The sequence below is a fragment of the Gibbsiella dentisursi genome, assembly GCF_039539505.1.
Classification (GTDB): domain Bacteria; phylum Pseudomonadota; class Gammaproteobacteria; order Enterobacterales; family Enterobacteriaceae; genus Gibbsiella; species Gibbsiella quercinecans.
Map to the genome: position 1 here is coordinate 26,421 of NZ_BAABDG010000010.1, position 15,923 is coordinate 42,343.

A 15,923-nucleotide genomic window follows, 5' to 3' on the forward strand; every position below is an offset into this window, starting at 1 on the left:
AACCCCGTGTGCGTTCATTGCGCAAAATCGCAATAAATAGACTGGATTTCTTCACGGAAGAAGCCACGATAAAGCAGATAGCGCTGTACTTTGGCTTTATCTTTCCACTCGGTTGGCAACTGTTCACCAAATTTGCGCTGGGCGATCTGTTGCGCCAAGACACACCAGTCGATCGTACACTCTGCCAGCGCGGTACGCACGATCTCTTTATCGACGCCTTTGCGCAACAGTTCAGCACTGATACGTTGCGCGCCATACCCCTTACGGCTACGGCTGCCAATATAGCTTTGGGCAAAGCGCTGATCGTCCAGCCAGTTGTGCTGATAACAATAGGAGATAACCTGATCGATTAATTCAGGAGAGATGGGGTCATCGGGGCTCTGCTGGCCGTGTTTTGAACCCGATCGGGCTTGCGGTACAAACGGCTGCGCCGCAAGTTTGCGGCGCAGTTCAGCTTCACTATGATCGCGTTGAGACAGTAAGCGCATGGCGCGGCTTAGCAGTTCATTCATCATTTTAGCCTGTATTTTCACATGCATGCCTGACTGCATGCATGTACATCAGCAAAGATTAAAACTCTTCACTGGTTTCAGCTTCGCTATCGTCAAACCCTTCGCTGGTAGCGGATGCCGGCTCATTGCTGTTATGCAGCAACAGATCGCGCAGCTTTTTGTCCAGCTCGGCGGCAATAGCCGGGTTTTCTTTCAGGAAGTTGCAGGCATTTGCCTTGCCCTGCCCGATTTTTTCCCCATTGTAGCTATACCAGGCGCCGGCTTTCTCGATCATCTTGTGCTTAACGCCCAAATCGATCAGTTCACCGCGGCTGTTGATCCCTTCGCCATACAGGATCTGGAATTCAGCCTGCTTAAATGGCGCTGCGATTTTGTTTTTGACCACTTTGACGCGGGTTTCACTACCGACAACTTCATCGCCTTCCTTGATCGCGCCGATACGGCGAATATCCAGGCGAACAGAAGCGTAGAACTTCAGCGCGTTACCCCCGGTCGTCGTTTCCGGGTTACCGAACATCACGCCGATTTTCATACGGATCTGGTTAATAAAGATCAGCAAGGTATTGGCGTTTTTCAGGTTACCAGCCAGCTTACGCATGGCCTGGCTCATCATACGCGCCGCCAACCCCATGTGCGAATCGCCGATTTCGCCTTCAATTTCCGCTTTCGGCGTCAGCGCCGCAACCGAGTCGACGATGATGACGTCAACGGCGCCGGAGCGGGTTAACGCATCACAGATTTCCAACGCTTGCTCGCCGGTATCTGGCTGAGAACACAGCAGGTTATCGATATCCACACCCAGCTTCTTGGCGTAAATAGGATCCAGCGCGTGCTCAGCATCGATAAACGCACAGGTTTTCCCTTCACGCTGCGCGGCGGCAATAACCTGCAGCGTCAGCGTGGTTTTACCTGAAGATTCCGGCCCGTAAATTTCTACAATACGCCCCATCGGCAAGCCACCGGCACCCAACGCGATATCAAGTGAAAGTGAACCGGTAGAGATCGTTTCCACGTCCATGGAACGGTCTTCACCCAAGCGCATGATGGAGCCTTTGCCAAATTGTTTTTCAATCTGGCCCAGGGCTGCTGCTAACGCTTTTTGCTTGTTCTCATCAATAGCCATTTTTGCTCCTTCGTTGCGCAATGCCGGTGGTCGCCCACACTGCTACGGAATAATTGTTGTGCAGGTAATGCCGCTGATTATACTGTATGAGCATACAGTATCAAGCCTAATTTTATAAAAATTCATCAAGCGCCGTTTGCAAAGAATAGGCGATAGCCTGTTCGCGCACCGCATTACGATCGCCATCAAAACGCACCTTGCGGGCCAGCACCTTGCCCGAACGCCCGGCAAAGCCGAACCAGACAGTGCCAACCGGCTTCTCCACGCTGCCGCCATCAGGCCCGGCGATACCGCTGACGGCAAGCGCCAGGTCGGCATTGGCCGCATGCAGCGCGCCCTGCGCCATCTCGCGCACCACCTCTTCACTCACGGCACCGTGTGCTTCCAGCGTTGCTGACGCCACGCCCAGTAAATCATGTTTCGCCGCGTTGCTATAGGTCACAAACCCGCGGTCAAAATAGGCCGAGCTGCCGGCGATATCAGTGATCGCCTTGGCGATGCCGCCGCCGGTACAGGACTCCGCACAGGTGATCCACTGGCCATGTGCTTTTAGACTGGCCCCAATGGCCACGCTAAGTTCATGCAGCGTGTTCCCACTCATGATCCCTCCTTAGAGAAACGACTATATGTGCCCGATAGTAGCATTTATCAAGGCCTACCCGCGATTGCACTACGCAGGAGATGCGTGCCGTTGCGCAGAGTAATGCGGTTTGATGCCGCAGGACAAGCTGCTAGTATCAAACGTATCCCGTTTTTCCGGGCCGATTCTCTTATAGAGGCACATGATGGTAGGGGCCGCCCAAACACCGGCCAGGAAAACAATTAGGATGATAGAGTGAAAAAAACGCTGGGCATTTTCCTTCCGCTATACACCACTACCCTCTTGCTGCTGCTAGGGTCTGGCCTGCTAACCACCTATATCTCACTGCGTTTGAACGCGATTCATGTCAGCGGCGGCCTGATCGGGGCTATCATTGCCGCCAACTATATCGGGTTAGTTATCGGTGGCAAAGTGGGCCATTTCCTGATCGCCCGAGTCGGCCATATCCGCGCCTATGTCGCCTGTGCCGGTATCATTACGGCAGCAGTGATCGGCCACGGGCTGACTGAATATATACCCGTTTGGGTCATGCTGCGCCTAATTATCGGCTTGTGCATGATGTGCCAGTTCATGGTGCTGGAAAGCTGGCTTAACGATCAGGCCGAATCCAGCCAGCGCGGCATGGTCTTTGGCGTCTATATGGCGGCGACGTATCTGGGAATGACGTTAGGCCAGGTGGTTTTGATGGTCCAAAGCGGCCTTGGCATGAGTACGCTATTGGTGATCGCACTGTGCTTTGCCCTGTGCCTGGTGCCAATCGCACTGACAACCCGCACCAACGCGCGCCATATGTCGCCGGCTCCGATGGAGCTGCGCTACTTTACCCAGGCGATTCCAAAGGTGCTGGCCACCACGCTGGTTATTGGCATGCTGATTGGCGCATTCTATGGCCTGGCGCCGGTATACACCAGCCAACAGGCGTTGAGCACGCAGCAAACCGGGTTGTTCATGGCGATTGCGGTTTTCGCCGGGCTGGTAGTGCAATTTCCGCTCAGTTGGCTTTCCGATCGCTATAACCGCCAGCTATTGATGCGTGTGAACGCTATCCTGCTGGTGCTTGCCGCCCTGCCCCTGGCCGTACTTCCCCAGATCCATTTCCCGCTACTGTTGGCGTTGGGGTTTGTCGTCAGTATGCTGCAATTCACCCTTTATCCTCTGGCCGTCGCGCTGGCCAACGATATGATCGAACCCGAGCGCCGCGTCTCGCTGGCCGCTTGTCTGCTGATGGCATTTGGCGTGGGCGCCAGCATCGGCCCGTTAATCGTAGGCCTGCTGATTCAGCCGCTGGGCGGCAACATTCTTTACGCCTTCTTTGCGCTTTGCGGCGTCATGATTGTGGCCTTCAACCGTTCCGTGAAAAAAGACGAGGAGCAGTTTGTCCAGGATGCGCCATTGCCCCATGTTCCCATGCCGGATAGTCTGGTCAGTTCCCCGCTGTCACCTGCTCTGAACCCGGCGTTTGACGAACAGATGATTCAGGACACCATGCCACCGCCGGAAACCGCGCCCGAGCCGCCAGCAGAGGGAAACGCCAGCCCGCAGAGCCAGGCCGAAGAAGCAACGGCAGACGATGAGAACGCGCCCCCACAAGGGGCGGATCCTGATGAAGATACCGGGCTGAAAAAAGCCTACACCATGCTGTAGGCGCTTTGTGCATTAAGGCCGCCAGGTACGCGGCCTTAAAGGAAGGGCAATACATCAGCATCGTGCCCATCAACCGTGCGGGGCACGATGCTAGCGAGCGTTCTTTAACTGATGTGGTGCAGTGTTTCGCCGACGGCATCAAACAAACGATCCAGTTCGGCTGCCTGGCTATTAAACATCGGGCCAAATTGCAGGGTGTCGCCGCCAAAGCGAACATAAAATCCGGCTTTCCACAGCGCGATGCCCGCATCAAATGGCCTTACCGTTGCATCCCCTTCCCGCGCAGCAAGCTGAATGGCCCCAACAAGGCCACAGTTGCGAATATCAATCACATGTGGACAACCGCGCAACGCATGCAGCGCGGTGGCAAAATGTGGCGCCAGCGCCGCAGACTGGGCGATAAGGTTCTCCTTTTCCATCAGTTCCAGCGTCGCCAGGCCCGCAGCACAGGCTACCGGGTGCGCAGAGTAGGTGTAGCCATGTGGAAACTCAACCGCATGCTCTGGTAACGGCTGGGACATAAAGGTTTCATAAATCTTGCTGCTTGCAACAACGCCGCCAAGCGGGATCGCACCATTGGTAATTTGCTTGGCGAAGTTGAGGATATCCGGGGTGACACCAAAGAACTCCGCCCCACTCCAACGCCCCATGCGGCCAAAGCCGGTAATCACTTCATCAAAAATGAGCAAGATATCGTGCTCGTCACAGATTTCACGCAAACGTTGCAGATATCCCTTCGGCGGAATGATTGCGCCCGCAGAACCAGACAGCGGCTCAACGATGAGGGCGGCAATATTGGAAGCATCGTGCAGCTCAATAAGTTTAAGCATCTCATTGGCGAGTTCGGCTCCGCCGGTTTCAGCCATGCCCTGAGTGAATGTCTGGCCGGCTTGCAATGTATGCGGTAAGTGATCCACATCCATAAACTGCCCAAACATTTTCCGATTACCGCCAATGCCGCCCAGGCTGGTACCGGCAATATTCACGCCGTGATAACCACGGGCGCGGCCAATCAGTTTGGTTTTGGCCGGCTGGCCTTTGACACGCCAGTAAGCGCGGGCCATTTTGACAGCGGTATCTGTAGATTCGGAACCGGAGCCGGTAAAGAAAACGTGGTTGAGATCGCCCGGCATCAACTGCGCAATTTTTTCTGCCAGCTTAAATGACAGCGCATGGCCATATTGAAACCCCGGCGAATAATCAAGCGTGCCGAGCTGGTTTGCCACGGCGGTTTGAATCTCGCTGCGGGTGTGCCCGGCGCCACAGGTCCACAAACCGGAAAGGCTGTCATAGATCTGGCGGCCTTTATCATCGGTGAGCCAATGCCCCTGCGCGGCAACGATGAAGCGCGGATCACGATGGAAATTGCGGTTAGCGCTGAACGGCATCCAATGCGCTTTAAGATTAAGTGAAGCCGTGTCTAGGTCTTTAGCCATGATCATTCTCCCAACAGATGTTAGAAGAGTTTGCAATCAAAAGTCAGTTGAGATAAATCCATATTATCGAATGATTAGGTTTGGATTTACTCACCTATATGCGAAACAAAGCGCTGGGCCAAATAAGCGATTTCGATATCAAATTGCTGCGTATCTTTAAAACCGTCGCCGAATGCGGGAGTTTCTCGTCCGCCGAAAGTCTGCTGGGCATTACTCGCTCTGCAATCAGCCTGCACATGAGCGACCTTGAAAAGCGACTGGGGATGCGCCTGTGCCAGCGCGGGAGAGCCGGGTTTTCGCTAACCGATGAAGGAAGAGAGATTCTCAAACTTAGCGAGACCATGATGGTGTCAATTGAAAGCTTTCGCCAGCAAGTCAATGAGATGCATAAAAACCTACGCGGCGAATTCAATATTGGGATTATTAATAACCTGGTGACGCAGCCCATCATGCGGATCACCAATGCGCTTGAAATACTCAGCAAGCATGGCCCGGGAATTCGTATAAACCTCAGCATGAGTACAGCCTCAGAAATCGAACGCGGCCTTATGGATGGAAGGCTGCACGTAGGCGCGCTACCTAAATCGGCCCCCGTTTCCGGCCTTGATTACAGCAAGCTATATGATGAAATATCCTTTCTCTATTGCAGTGCAAAGCACCCGCTATTCCACTACAACCATACACCGGATAACAACGAACTTCGGATGTATGACGCCGTCATCCCCACTTACCGCATGACAGCGGATATTATAGAGATGCTTCAACACTTTAACGGTAGCGCAACGGCCTCTGATCGGGAAGGCATCGCTTTTTTGATACTGACCGGCAGATATGTTGGCTTATTACCCGATCATTACGCCGCCTACTGGGAGGAAAAAGGAATGATGCGCGCCATTATGCCAGAGGTAATGTGTGCAAAATCAGAAATTTCAGTAGTTACCCGCAAAGGGCGCAGGCCGAATTCAATATTGGAACTTTTTCTGGCTTCGCTAAACGATCAATGATGCGAGCGACAGGAGAAAAACGCGGAAAACCGGCTCCAGCTATTAACGGCAGGAGGGAAAAATTTGCCGCAGCAGCGTTGAGCCTGGCTGGCAGCACCTCACCGGGAATGGGCACCGAGTCACCAAGCCGCATATGCCATTTGAAGATGGCGGATATACCCCGATAATTAATAGAACGCAGGGTTAGTCACCCAAAACAACTCGGTTTCAACGCCCTCGGCCCAAAACCTTATAAGCGATTTCGCACTAAAGAAAAATGAATCACCTGCATTCACGGTAAACGTATTGCCATCGATTTCAATGCCTAATATGCCGCGCAGCACCAGCCCACATTTCGTTCCTTCAGACTCATTATAGGGATGTTCGCCTGTCGTGCCGTCTGGCGATAATACAATCCGCATCATTTGCAACTGCGTCATGCTATCCGGCGTGAGCATGTCTTTTTCAATGCCATTATCGCTAAAACTAATATGCCGCTGCGCTTCTTTTCTCAGGATGTAACGGCTTTCTTCATCGGCAGACGCTTCGTTGTAAACCGGATCGAGTAACCAGCTCAGCGGCATCTCTAACGCTTTACAGAGCAGCACCAGCTTATCAATAGAGATTGTCGCGTTGCCGCGCTCGATTTGGCTTAACAAGGCGGTAGAAATCCCTGCACTTTCTGCCACGCTCGCAAGCGTCATGCGTTTGACTTTGCGCCGTAAACGCAGGCGGGTTCCTAAATCAGACGTTTTTCCATCGTGAACAACATTCGCAGATGTGCGCATAGTTTTTAAATTAAGTCGTTCATCTATAAACATTACCAATACCCGCTCATAACAATCATGTTTAAAACGTGCCGGCAGACCTACGCATAAATAAGGTTATCTGCCTTTAATCCCATCCAGCATGATATTCCACATCATGCTTCCGGTTGCGCCAACGCGCCAAAAATCATGGAATGCATATTGTGATAAGTTTTTGTCAATAGTAAAGGGGTTATCAGAGGTGCCATGAGAAAGAATCAGATCCGCGACAATTTTGCCTACCATCGTAGACATCGCAACCCCTCGGCCATTATAACCAAACACCAATCGGACACCCGGCTCCGGCTCAACTAAATGAGGCAAGTGGTCTTTGGTAATGGCAACCTGGCCCTGCCATGCCCATGGGAAATTTATCCCCTTCAACTCAGGCCAAAGCTTGATCGCATAATCGATCAGATGCTGATAATCCTTCGCGCCTTTGTCGTCGCGTTGTGGGCCGCGGCCCCCCATTAACACCCGGCCTTCATCATCAACCCGATAATAAATAACATCCCATGCCGCTTCATAAAGCGCAGATTTACACGGCATGATTTTGCTTTTGATGGTTTCAGGCAATGGATCCGTTGCCGCAATATACGTATAAACCGGGACTAAGGATTTACGCATACCGGGCCATAAATTATCCGAATAGCCATCGGTACAAATAATGACTTCCGGCGCAATCACTTTCCCCTGGGCCGTCGCCACATGCCACCGATCATTTTCACGCCGGATGGATATAGCGCGGCTATTTTCATGTAACGCCGCGCCGGCCTGTTGTGCCGCCAAGGCAAGCCCTCTCACATACGCCAACGGATTAAGATGCCCGCCGCGAGCGTCAACTGCGCCGCCAATATAAATGTGGGTGCCTGTCAGTTGAGCCATTTCGTTTTGGTCAGCAAAACGCACCGGCCATCCGCGCTGGCTCGCCTGCTCCACCAGAGCATTAACCTGCTTCAGCCCTTTTTGATCTATTGCCGCACGTATTGTCCCGGTATTGCTTGGGGAACAGTCAATCTGATAACGCTTGATCAAATCAAATACCAGCTTAGGTGCATCAGAAGACAGCCGGTTAAGTTTCTCACCTTGTTGTTGACCAAAATGCGCCACCAGCTCATCGGGAAGCAGCTTTAACCCTGGATTGACCTGGCCGCCGTTACGCCCGGAACCGCCATGGCCGATTTCAGCCGCCTCCAGCACCACGGGCGCCATGCCTCCCTGCGCCAGATGTAACGCAGCCGATAACCCGCTGTATCCCCCGCCGATAATGACGACATCGGCTCGCCTTTCATTGGCCAGCACCGGAGCGGATATTTGCAGCCGGGCGGTTTTCTTATAAAGATTTTTCATTACATGTCCCTCACCTTTTTCACGCAAAGACACAACAATGTAACAACAAGGCTTGACGGATAAAATTATCTGCGCTAAAAATTTACACAGATTTTTTTACATATCAATATATTTTAGTGCATTTATTTAAAGTCATCGACATTGTATAGCTTCGCTTTAACAACCGTCAGAGGAAATGTAATAGCATGAAAAATATTATAAAAATGTCCTTTATCGCCACATTGTTTCACGTAGCGCCGGCCCTGGCCCAAACGCCGGTTGCGGGTGAAACCCCCAGTGATTCCCTCAAGGGTAAGACCGTGACGTTTGCTTCCTATGGCGGCGTCTACCAAGACGGTCAGGTGAAAGCGCTGGATAGTTTTGTGAAAAAATCTGGGGTCAAATTCTATTCGGATGGCCCTACCGAACTCGCAAAGGTGAAAGCGCAGGTTGAGTCAGGCAACGTGCAGTGGGATGTGGTCGATACTGGGGACAGCATGCCGTACGTTTACTGCGGCACGGTGTTTCAAAAGTTAGATCTCAGCCGTATTGATACCTCGAATATACCAAAAGACCAAGTTGGGCCATGCAGCGTTCCGGCGATGAACTACGGCGTGGTGCTGATGTATAACAAAGCGAAGTATAAAGACCACCCGCCAACCAGCTGGCACGACTTCTTTGATGTAAAAGCCTTCCCCGGCACACGTGCAATCCCGGGATATGGTGATGCAGAAGGCTATGTTATTGAACTCGCATTATTAAACGATGGCGTGGCAAAAGATAAACTGTTCCCTGCCGATATAAATCGCGCGTTAAATAAGTATCGGGCAATTCGTGATTCCGGCGACTTGATTCTTTGGCAAACGGGAGCACAATCCCAGCAGCTTATTGAATCGGCAGAGGCCGATATGATCATGGTCTGGTCCGGGCGCGGAATGGCAGCAGTACGTAATGGCGCTGATTACGCGCCCGTTTGGAAAGATTGGGTCGTGGTGAAAGATCAGCTGACTATCCCCGTCGGCACAAAAAACCTGGATGCTGCATATGCTCTGATTAATGATTACCTGGGAAAAAGGCAACAAGAAATCATGACAGAGGCCACATCCTATTCGCCCATCAATATTAACTCTCAACCCAAAGTGGATAGTTTAATCAGCCAATGGTTAACCAATACCCCTGAAAAGCAAAAAGATGCATACCAGCCGAATATCCCTTATTGGGTGGATCACAACCAGGAATTAACGGATAAATGGGCCGAATTCATCACGGGTAATTGATCGCCATCACGCCAAAACGTGAGCTTATTTTCGTGTTATGGTAGCCACTAACTTCTATAGGTAATAACTATGGGTAATGTCTTTAGCTCCCGTGCTACGCCTGAAGAACGGAGGAAATTTAGAGCGTTTCTGATGACGACCCCGGCGTTAGCACTTTTATCATTGGTTTTACTTATACCTATTTTCACAATAATCTATCAGAGTTTCACGCTACCTACCACGGGCTTTCAAAATTACTTATGGTTTTTTAATACCAGTATAAACGTCACCGTTTTAATACGTACCTTTAAGGTGGCTTTAATCGTCACCGTGCTATGCACCGTGATTGCTTATCCTTATGCTTACGCCATGTCGGTGCTCAAACCCAAATACCGTATTCTGCTCATTCTTTGTACCCTGGTTCCTTTATGGGCATCGGATATCGTACGGACTTTCGCCTGGATTATCATCTTACAAAATTCAGGCGTCTTTAATAGCATCCTTGAGTATTTTGGTTTTGAAAAGGTAAGGTTAATCAGAACACAAACCGGGGTGATGATTGGCATGGTTCAAATACTGCTGCCATTTATGATCATGCCGTTGTATTCCGTTATGCGCGGCATAAACTTAGATTTGATCAAGGCTTCATGCAGTTTAGGCGCTTCGCCACTGGTCAGCTTTTTTAAAATCTATTTGCCCTTATCGTTGCCAGGCGTTTTTTCGGGAGCAACCATCGTTTTCATACTGGCGACAGGTTTCTATATTACACCGTTACTCCTTGGTGGCCCGACGAGCACGCTACTCTCAACGCTTGTTCAACAACAAATTTCCTCCCTGCTCAATTGGGGGCATGGCGGCGCCATGAGCGTGGTATTACTTATTCTCACTTTCGGATGTTTGCTCGCGGTGACGCCATTTATGCGTCGCAAACGAAAGAGTGTAAACGAGGATAAATGATGAAGCTTTTTTTACGCATTTCACTGGGGCTGGTTTGCATTTTAATTTCATTGTGGTTGATTGCGCCGACGTTAGTCATCATCCCGATCTCATTTAGCGAGCAACAATCGCTGGTATTTCCACCCAGGGGATTTTCATGGCGGTGGTACCAAAATATTTTCGAGAGCCAGAGCTGGAAGGATAGCCTGATTACGTCCCTGCAGGTTGCGGTGATCGTCTCCATTCTGGCTACTCTTCTTGGTTCGTTTGCAGCCCTGGGGATTGAACACCTTAAAAATAAATTTGGCGGTATGTTAAAGGTTATCTTGCTCACACCGATAGTCATGCCTGGCGTCGTGCTGGCCATTGGCATATATGCAATCTATCTCAAATATCACCTGATCGGCACTTATACGGGATTCATTCTGGCCCATACGCTTTTAGCATTACCATTTGTTGTTATCTCAGTGAGTGCGAATTTGGCCGTATTCGATAACCGGCTGGAAACGGCGGCAGCCAGTCTTGGGGCATCCAAGATAACCACACTATTAACCGTCACCATTCCGCTCACGTTACCCGGGATACTGTCAGGAATATTATTCTCTTTTGTGACCTCATTTAACGAAATAGTCATCTCATTATTTATATCCAGCCCACAGGTAACGACGCTACCCGTAAAAATTTATTCATCAATAACACGGGATACCGATCCTACTATCGCAGCGATAGGCTCGATAACCTTTGCGGTGACGACGCTTCTCATCGGTATTGGCCTTCTCTCTTCGTTAAAGAGGAAAAAATAATGTTGAATAAAGCTGCCACGAAAGGCGCAGAGGTCGAAATTTGTAACATTAGCAAATTTTATAGTGGATTTACTGCGTTAGATAATGTGTCACTCAAGATAAAGGCCGGTGAATTTATCTCTTTCCTTGGGCCTTCAGGATCTGGCAAGACAACGACGCTGAACATTATCGCAGGGTTTATCGATAACGATAGTGGATCGATTCTCTATAATGGATACGAAATCGATAAAGAGCCGGCGCACAAAAGAAACATGGGCGTGGTTTTTCAGAACTATGCGCTGTTTCCACATATGACGGTCGCCGCGAATGTCGCATACCCATTACAACGGCGGAAAATAGCGAAACGCGAACGCGAACGGTTGGTCGCCGAGGTATTAGAGAAAGTCGAGCTAAATTCGTTTTCCAATCGCTACCCCGAAGAGCTGTCAGGAGGGCAACAACAACGCGTGGCCCTTGCCAGGGCGATGGTATTTTCACCCGCGCTGTTACTGATGGATGAACCGCTCGGCGCATTAGACAAAAAGCTGCGGGAATCATTACAGCTCGAAATCAGACGTATTCACCGCGAATTGGGCAGCACCTTTATTTTTGTGACACACGACCAGGAAGAAGCGCTGGTACTGTCTGACAGAATAGCCGTTTTCAACAAAGGGCGCGTTGAGCAGATAGGAACTGGGGAAGAACTGTATAAATATCCAAAAACGTTATTCGTCGGTGAGTTCATCGGTGAAAGCTCCGTGTTACGTGGCCCACATCGTATCGTCGGGGATAAAACCGAGATACAAATAGCCGAAGATGAATATGTCACTATTGATTGTTTGCCTTCAGGCACAAAGGCACAGTGTATTCTCTTACGCCCAGAAGAAATCATGGTGCAACGCCCACGGGCAAGCGGGGCTGATGAAAATAAAAACCGCCTGTCGGGCCAAATCTGCGAGAAGATTTATCTTGGCAATGTGGTTAAGTATCAGGTTTCACTTACTAACGGCACGATTGTTACGGCCCGTATGTCCAACGACGGTGACGCTTTTTCATTAGATGAGCAGGTTGAAGTGATTTGGAGCTCATGTAGTGGGACGCTGCTCTCTGATGATAAAGCGAACGGATAACCAAGAATTCAGCACGGCCTTTATTCTCATCGAAATAAAACTGCACCATAAGGAAACCGATATGCGTCACACGCAGAAATTCTTCATAGATGGCGCCTGGGTAGACCCCGCCGTTCCTGCCATGATGGATGTCATTGATCCCTCTACTGAACGCCAATTTGCGCAAATTGCCGTTGGCAGCGAGGAAGATGTCGATCGTGCGGTGAAAGCCGCCCGCAATGCTTTTCCTGCCTGGGCTGGCGTTCCTGTTGAGGAACGCATTGCCGTGCTGAAACGGGTGCTCACGATATATAACGAAAAATATGAGCTCATGGCCCAAACCATAAGCCGCGAAATGGGCGCGCCGATTTCATGGGCGCGCGATGCGCAAGCCTATGCGGGCAGAGGGCACCTTGAAGCCACCATTAAGGCGGCGGAAACATTTGAATGGCAGTCAAAGCGCGGTTCAACGTTGGTTATCCGCGAACCCATTGGCGTCTGCGGCCTGATTACTCCCTGGAATTGGCCGATGAATCAAATAGTGTGCAAAGTCGCGCCGGCTTTGGTGGCCGGCTGTACGGTGGTCCTCAAGCCTTCAGAGATTGCGCCATTGAGCGCCATTTTATTTGCTGAAATTATTGAAGCAGCGGGCGTGCCGAAAGGCGTCTTCAACCTGATTAACGGTACGGGGCCGGAAGTCGGCCAAAAAATGGCGGCGCACCCGGATATTGATATGATGAGTTTTACCGGCTCGACGCGCGCAGGGATAAACGTCGCCCAAACGGCCGCTGATACAGTAAAAAGAGTGACGCAAGAACTGGGGGGCAAATCCCCCAATATCGTGTTGCCAGACGCCGATTTCGAAAAGGCGATCGGTAGCGGTGTGATTGCCGCCATGAACAACACCGGGCAATCCTGCGATGCACCGACCCGTATGTTGGTTCCCGCCGAGCGCCATCAAGAAGTGCTAGCTATGGCGAAAATCATTGCCGAAAAGATCATTGTCGGCGATCCCCGTGACGAGGCAACAACGATGGGCCCGTTGATTTCTGCTCAGCAGTTTGCAAAGGTCCAGCGGCTTATTCAATCGGGTATTGATGAAGGCGCTGTTTTAGTCACCGGTGGGTTGGGCAAGCCTGATGGCATAACTCATGGCTATTTCGTCAAACCGACTATTTTCGGCAATGTCAGCCAAGAAATGGCTATCGCGCGTGAAGAAATCTTCGGGCCAGTGTTGTCAATCATGCCTTATCGCGATGAAGACCAGGCGATTGATATCGCCAATGATACGTTGTATGGGCTCGCCGCATACATTTGGTCAGGCGATAACAGCCGGGCGCGCAATGTGGCCAAACGTATTCGCGCCGGCTCTATCTATTTAAACGGACCGGATTGGGATCTTTTCGCCCCCTTTGGCGGCTATAAGCAGTCTGGGAATGGTCGTGAGTATGCAGATTGGGGCATTCATGACTACACCGAAATCAAAGGCATCTGCGGCTGGGATTAAGACATCAGGCAACTGGCCAGTCAGCTTACCTGCGCCGAAGGGTTTACCGACGGCGCGCTTGCCATCCGATAGGCCACCCCGTTGGCCGGTGCAACAATATCAACGTCACTTGGGTAACTTCGTCTGGCCATCATGCGGGCGGCATCGCATACATACACAATATCGGCACAATCCGACACCTTAGCCATGATTGATTTGATAATCTCAGACGGCGCATTTCTTCCATTAACACGGCGTTCCCGGCAGCAACCCGCCATGAGGAAGATAAAGGCCTGGGGTCACGCGGGCCGGTGTGCTAAAGCTGCGGGTGAATCGCAGTGATTATCAGTGATAAGATACGGCTTTCGCTCCAGGCGGCAACGGCTTGCCCATCGCGGCCAAAATGCGGTTTGGCCGTCATCATTTAAGTAGCAAGCCTTACCAGCCCGTTCAGCCACGCCGTTAGCGTTTTTTTCTGCGGCTAGAATTGTTTTGGGTATAGATAACTTATTGATTAGAATCGGCTGATTGAGTGTCATGTTCATGCGTTGGTCCAAATGTATACCCGCAGTCCACATGTCTATTTCAGTGCATCGTTGGGATAGCTATGGAATACAAATTTTTGGGTTCATTTGAGTTTCCAGGGGGGTTACAACGAGCCGCCCGAGTACATAGAAGACCTATAAAACGAGTAAAATCAATATGAAAGAGTCTATTGACAAGGACTTCACCGCCCACACGCCAATGATGCAGCAGTATCTGAGTAACAAACCTAACATAATGAAAAATATACAGTAATTATAGTATATCTTTCTTTGGTCTACGTATGGGATACATTTTTTTGGACTTTAACCGGGTGTTCGAAGTCGTTTCAGATAGAAAAGGTTCTTCAATTCGGCTGGCTTCGGTAGGAGCAAAAAGCGATGGTGAGCCTTGAAGGACGAAAGGCTACTTCAAAAACAAAGTAACCTTTCCAATATCCCCATATATAGGGCAAGTAGTATATTAACTGCACATGGTGCAGGAGACGTATGACATAAAAACTCTTTTATTTATGGCATACTTAATAAATAACTTATTTTTTATTTATGTCAATAGGTTTTGGTTAAATACTTTTATAATAATTAATCGCCAGATTTATATTATAGCTTCGCTTGTGCAAGCGAAGATCTTATTGTTCTTTAATAAGTAATGCCAATTATAAGATAAGCAAGGGCTAACCTTACGAAGCTACTGCGTATGCTTCTTCGGGTTGGCCTTGCTTTTCCGCCCTTTGGTTGGAAAAGAGGAAACAAAAATATTAAATCTTTTGCACTATACATTTACAATAAATATAAATTCCACATATAATATATAAACATTATCTGTTTATTGCCTGAGGAAATATGGATAGAAGAATTATAAGTTTTTTTAGCTCTAGTGATATTTTCGATCATATGGTAACTCGCCAACTTAGCCATATAAAGAGTAACTGGGAGCTTACTTGGGATAAAAAAGAAGAAAAGTTTGAACAAGAAGAAGATAGCTATGCTGAAATTATTAATGAACTGCTTACTGAACTAAGCTTACTTCAACCACCGAAGTCCTACCATGATAATGAAGACGAACTCGCAGAATACTGCAAACAATACTTGCGTTGGCCAATTTTTAAATCTGGAAAATTCTGGCGTGGCATGGAATATGTGAGCATACTTGAACAAGGTGGATTTAGTGATGAGGATCAAAAGAATCTCTGTCTTTCAATTGCAGGAAGAATCAGAGCAGCAATAAATCGGCACCAATTTCATTTTGACGATATGGAAAAATCACACCAGAAGATATTAGCAGATGTTATAGCAATTATCCTATATCATCGAAGTGAATAAATTATAGCTATAACATACCCCCTACAAACACAGCAATAACTTGTCACGAGATATT

General features: G+C 49.6%; 14 protein-coding genes. 8 read left to right on the top strand and 6 right to left on the bottom strand.

Going from position 1 to position 15,923, the window contains the following annotated elements:
- Window positions 1–14 precede the first annotated feature (14 nt).
- From recX to pncC, 3 genes are all read right to left on the bottom strand, one after another.
- A complete protein-coding gene (gene recX, locus ABFX35_RS20495; RefSeq protein ID WP_279024887.1) occupies window positions 15–512 on the bottom strand; it encodes a recombination regulator RecX in 498 nt (165 codons plus the stop codon).
- Between the two features lie 58 nt (window positions 513–570).
- A complete protein-coding gene (gene recA / locus ABFX35_RS20500) occupies window positions 571–1,635 on the bottom strand; it encodes a recombinase RecA (protein WP_279024883.1) in 1,065 nt (354 codons plus the stop codon).
- 112 nt (window positions 1,636–1,747) lie between these two features.
- Window positions 1,748–2,236 carry a nicotinamide-nucleotide amidase gene (gene pncC / locus ABFX35_RS20505; protein ID WP_279024881.1) on the bottom strand — a complete coding sequence of 163 codons (489 nt, stop codon included), beginning with the start codon at window positions 2,234–2,236 and terminating at the stop codon, window positions 1,748–1,750.
- A gap of 234 nt (window positions 2,237–2,470) precedes the next feature.
- Between pncC and ABFX35_RS20510 the strand changes: the two genes are divergently transcribed.
- The gene (locus ABFX35_RS20510; RefSeq protein ID WP_279024879.1) at window positions 2,471–3,880 is read left to right on the top strand and encodes an MFS transporter; all 1,410 of its coding nucleotides are present in this window, start codon (window positions 2,471–2,473) and stop codon (window positions 3,878–3,880) included.
- A 104-nt stretch (window positions 3,881–3,984) separates the two neighbouring features.
- Here ABFX35_RS20510 and aptA read toward each other — a convergent pair whose 3' ends face one another.
- The gene (gene aptA, locus ABFX35_RS20515) at window positions 3,985–5,316 is read right to left on the bottom strand and encodes an omega-aminotransferase AptA (RefSeq protein ID WP_279024877.1); all 1,332 of its coding nucleotides are present in this window, start codon (window positions 5,314–5,316) and stop codon (window positions 3,985–3,987) included.
- Window positions 5,317–5,396: 80 nt separating this feature from the next.
- Here aptA and ABFX35_RS20520 point away from each other — a divergent pair, with 80 nt between their 5' ends.
- Window positions 5,397–6,320 (top strand): LysR family transcriptional regulator, encoded by a 924-nt coding sequence (locus tag ABFX35_RS20520; protein WP_279024875.1) that lies wholly within the window; start codon window positions 5,397–5,399, stop codon window positions 6,318–6,320.
- 167 nt (window positions 6,321–6,487) lie between these two features.
- Here ABFX35_RS20520 and ABFX35_RS20525 read toward each other — a convergent pair whose 3' ends face one another.
- Together ABFX35_RS20525 and ABFX35_RS20530 are read right to left on the bottom strand one after the other, a co-directional pair.
- Window positions 6,488–7,120 (bottom strand): helix-turn-helix domain-containing protein, encoded by a 633-nt coding sequence (locus ABFX35_RS20525; RefSeq protein WP_279024873.1) that lies wholly within the window; start codon window positions 7,118–7,120, stop codon window positions 6,488–6,490.
- A gap of 63 nt (window positions 7,121–7,183) precedes the next feature.
- Window positions 7,184–8,455, bottom strand: coding sequence for an NAD(P)/FAD-dependent oxidoreductase (locus ABFX35_RS20530; protein ID WP_346082690.1), 1,272 nt, complete (start codon window positions 8,453–8,455; stop codon window positions 7,184–7,186).
- 185 nt (window positions 8,456–8,640) lie between these two features.
- On the opposite strand from ABFX35_RS20530, the gene ABFX35_RS20535 reads away from it, so the two are divergent.
- The 6 genes from ABFX35_RS20535 to ABFX35_RS20560 all read left to right on the top strand — a co-directional run bounded on the left by ABFX35_RS20535 (window position 8,641) and on the right by ABFX35_RS20560 (window position 15,868).
- Window positions 8,641–9,711 (top strand): extracellular solute-binding protein, encoded by a 1,071-nt coding sequence (locus tag ABFX35_RS20535; protein ID WP_346082691.1) that lies wholly within the window; start codon window positions 8,641–8,643, stop codon window positions 9,709–9,711.
- 69 nt (window positions 9,712–9,780) lie between these two features.
- On the top strand, window positions 9,781–10,647 hold the full coding sequence (locus ABFX35_RS20540; protein ID WP_279024869.1) for an ABC transporter permease: 867 nt from the start codon (window positions 9,781–9,783) through the stop codon (window positions 10,645–10,647).
- Window positions 10,644–11,429, top strand: coding sequence for an ABC transporter permease (locus ABFX35_RS20545; RefSeq protein ID WP_279024867.1), 786 nt, complete (start codon window positions 10,644–10,646; stop codon window positions 11,427–11,429). The genes ABFX35_RS20540 and ABFX35_RS20545 overlap by 4 nt, the downstream gene beginning before the upstream one ends.
- Window positions 11,429–12,538 (top strand): ABC transporter ATP-binding protein, encoded by a 1,110-nt coding sequence (locus ABFX35_RS20550; RefSeq protein WP_346082692.1) that lies wholly within the window; start codon window positions 11,429–11,431, stop codon window positions 12,536–12,538. Before ABFX35_RS20545 ends, ABFX35_RS20550 begins: the two co-directional genes overlap by 1 nt.
- Complete coding sequence (locus ABFX35_RS20555; protein ID WP_346082694.1) at window positions 12,519–14,024, top strand: aldehyde dehydrogenase family protein; 1,506 nt, start codon at window positions 12,519–12,521, stop codon at window positions 14,022–14,024. The genes ABFX35_RS20550 and ABFX35_RS20555 overlap by 20 nt, the downstream gene beginning before the upstream one ends.
- A 1,364-nt stretch (window positions 14,025–15,388) precedes the next feature.
- Window positions 15,389–15,868, top strand: a complete 480-nt coding sequence (locus ABFX35_RS20560) for a hypothetical protein (protein WP_063437552.1) — start codon at window positions 15,389–15,391, stop codon at window positions 15,866–15,868.
- Window positions 15,869–15,923: the final 55 nt, after the last annotated feature.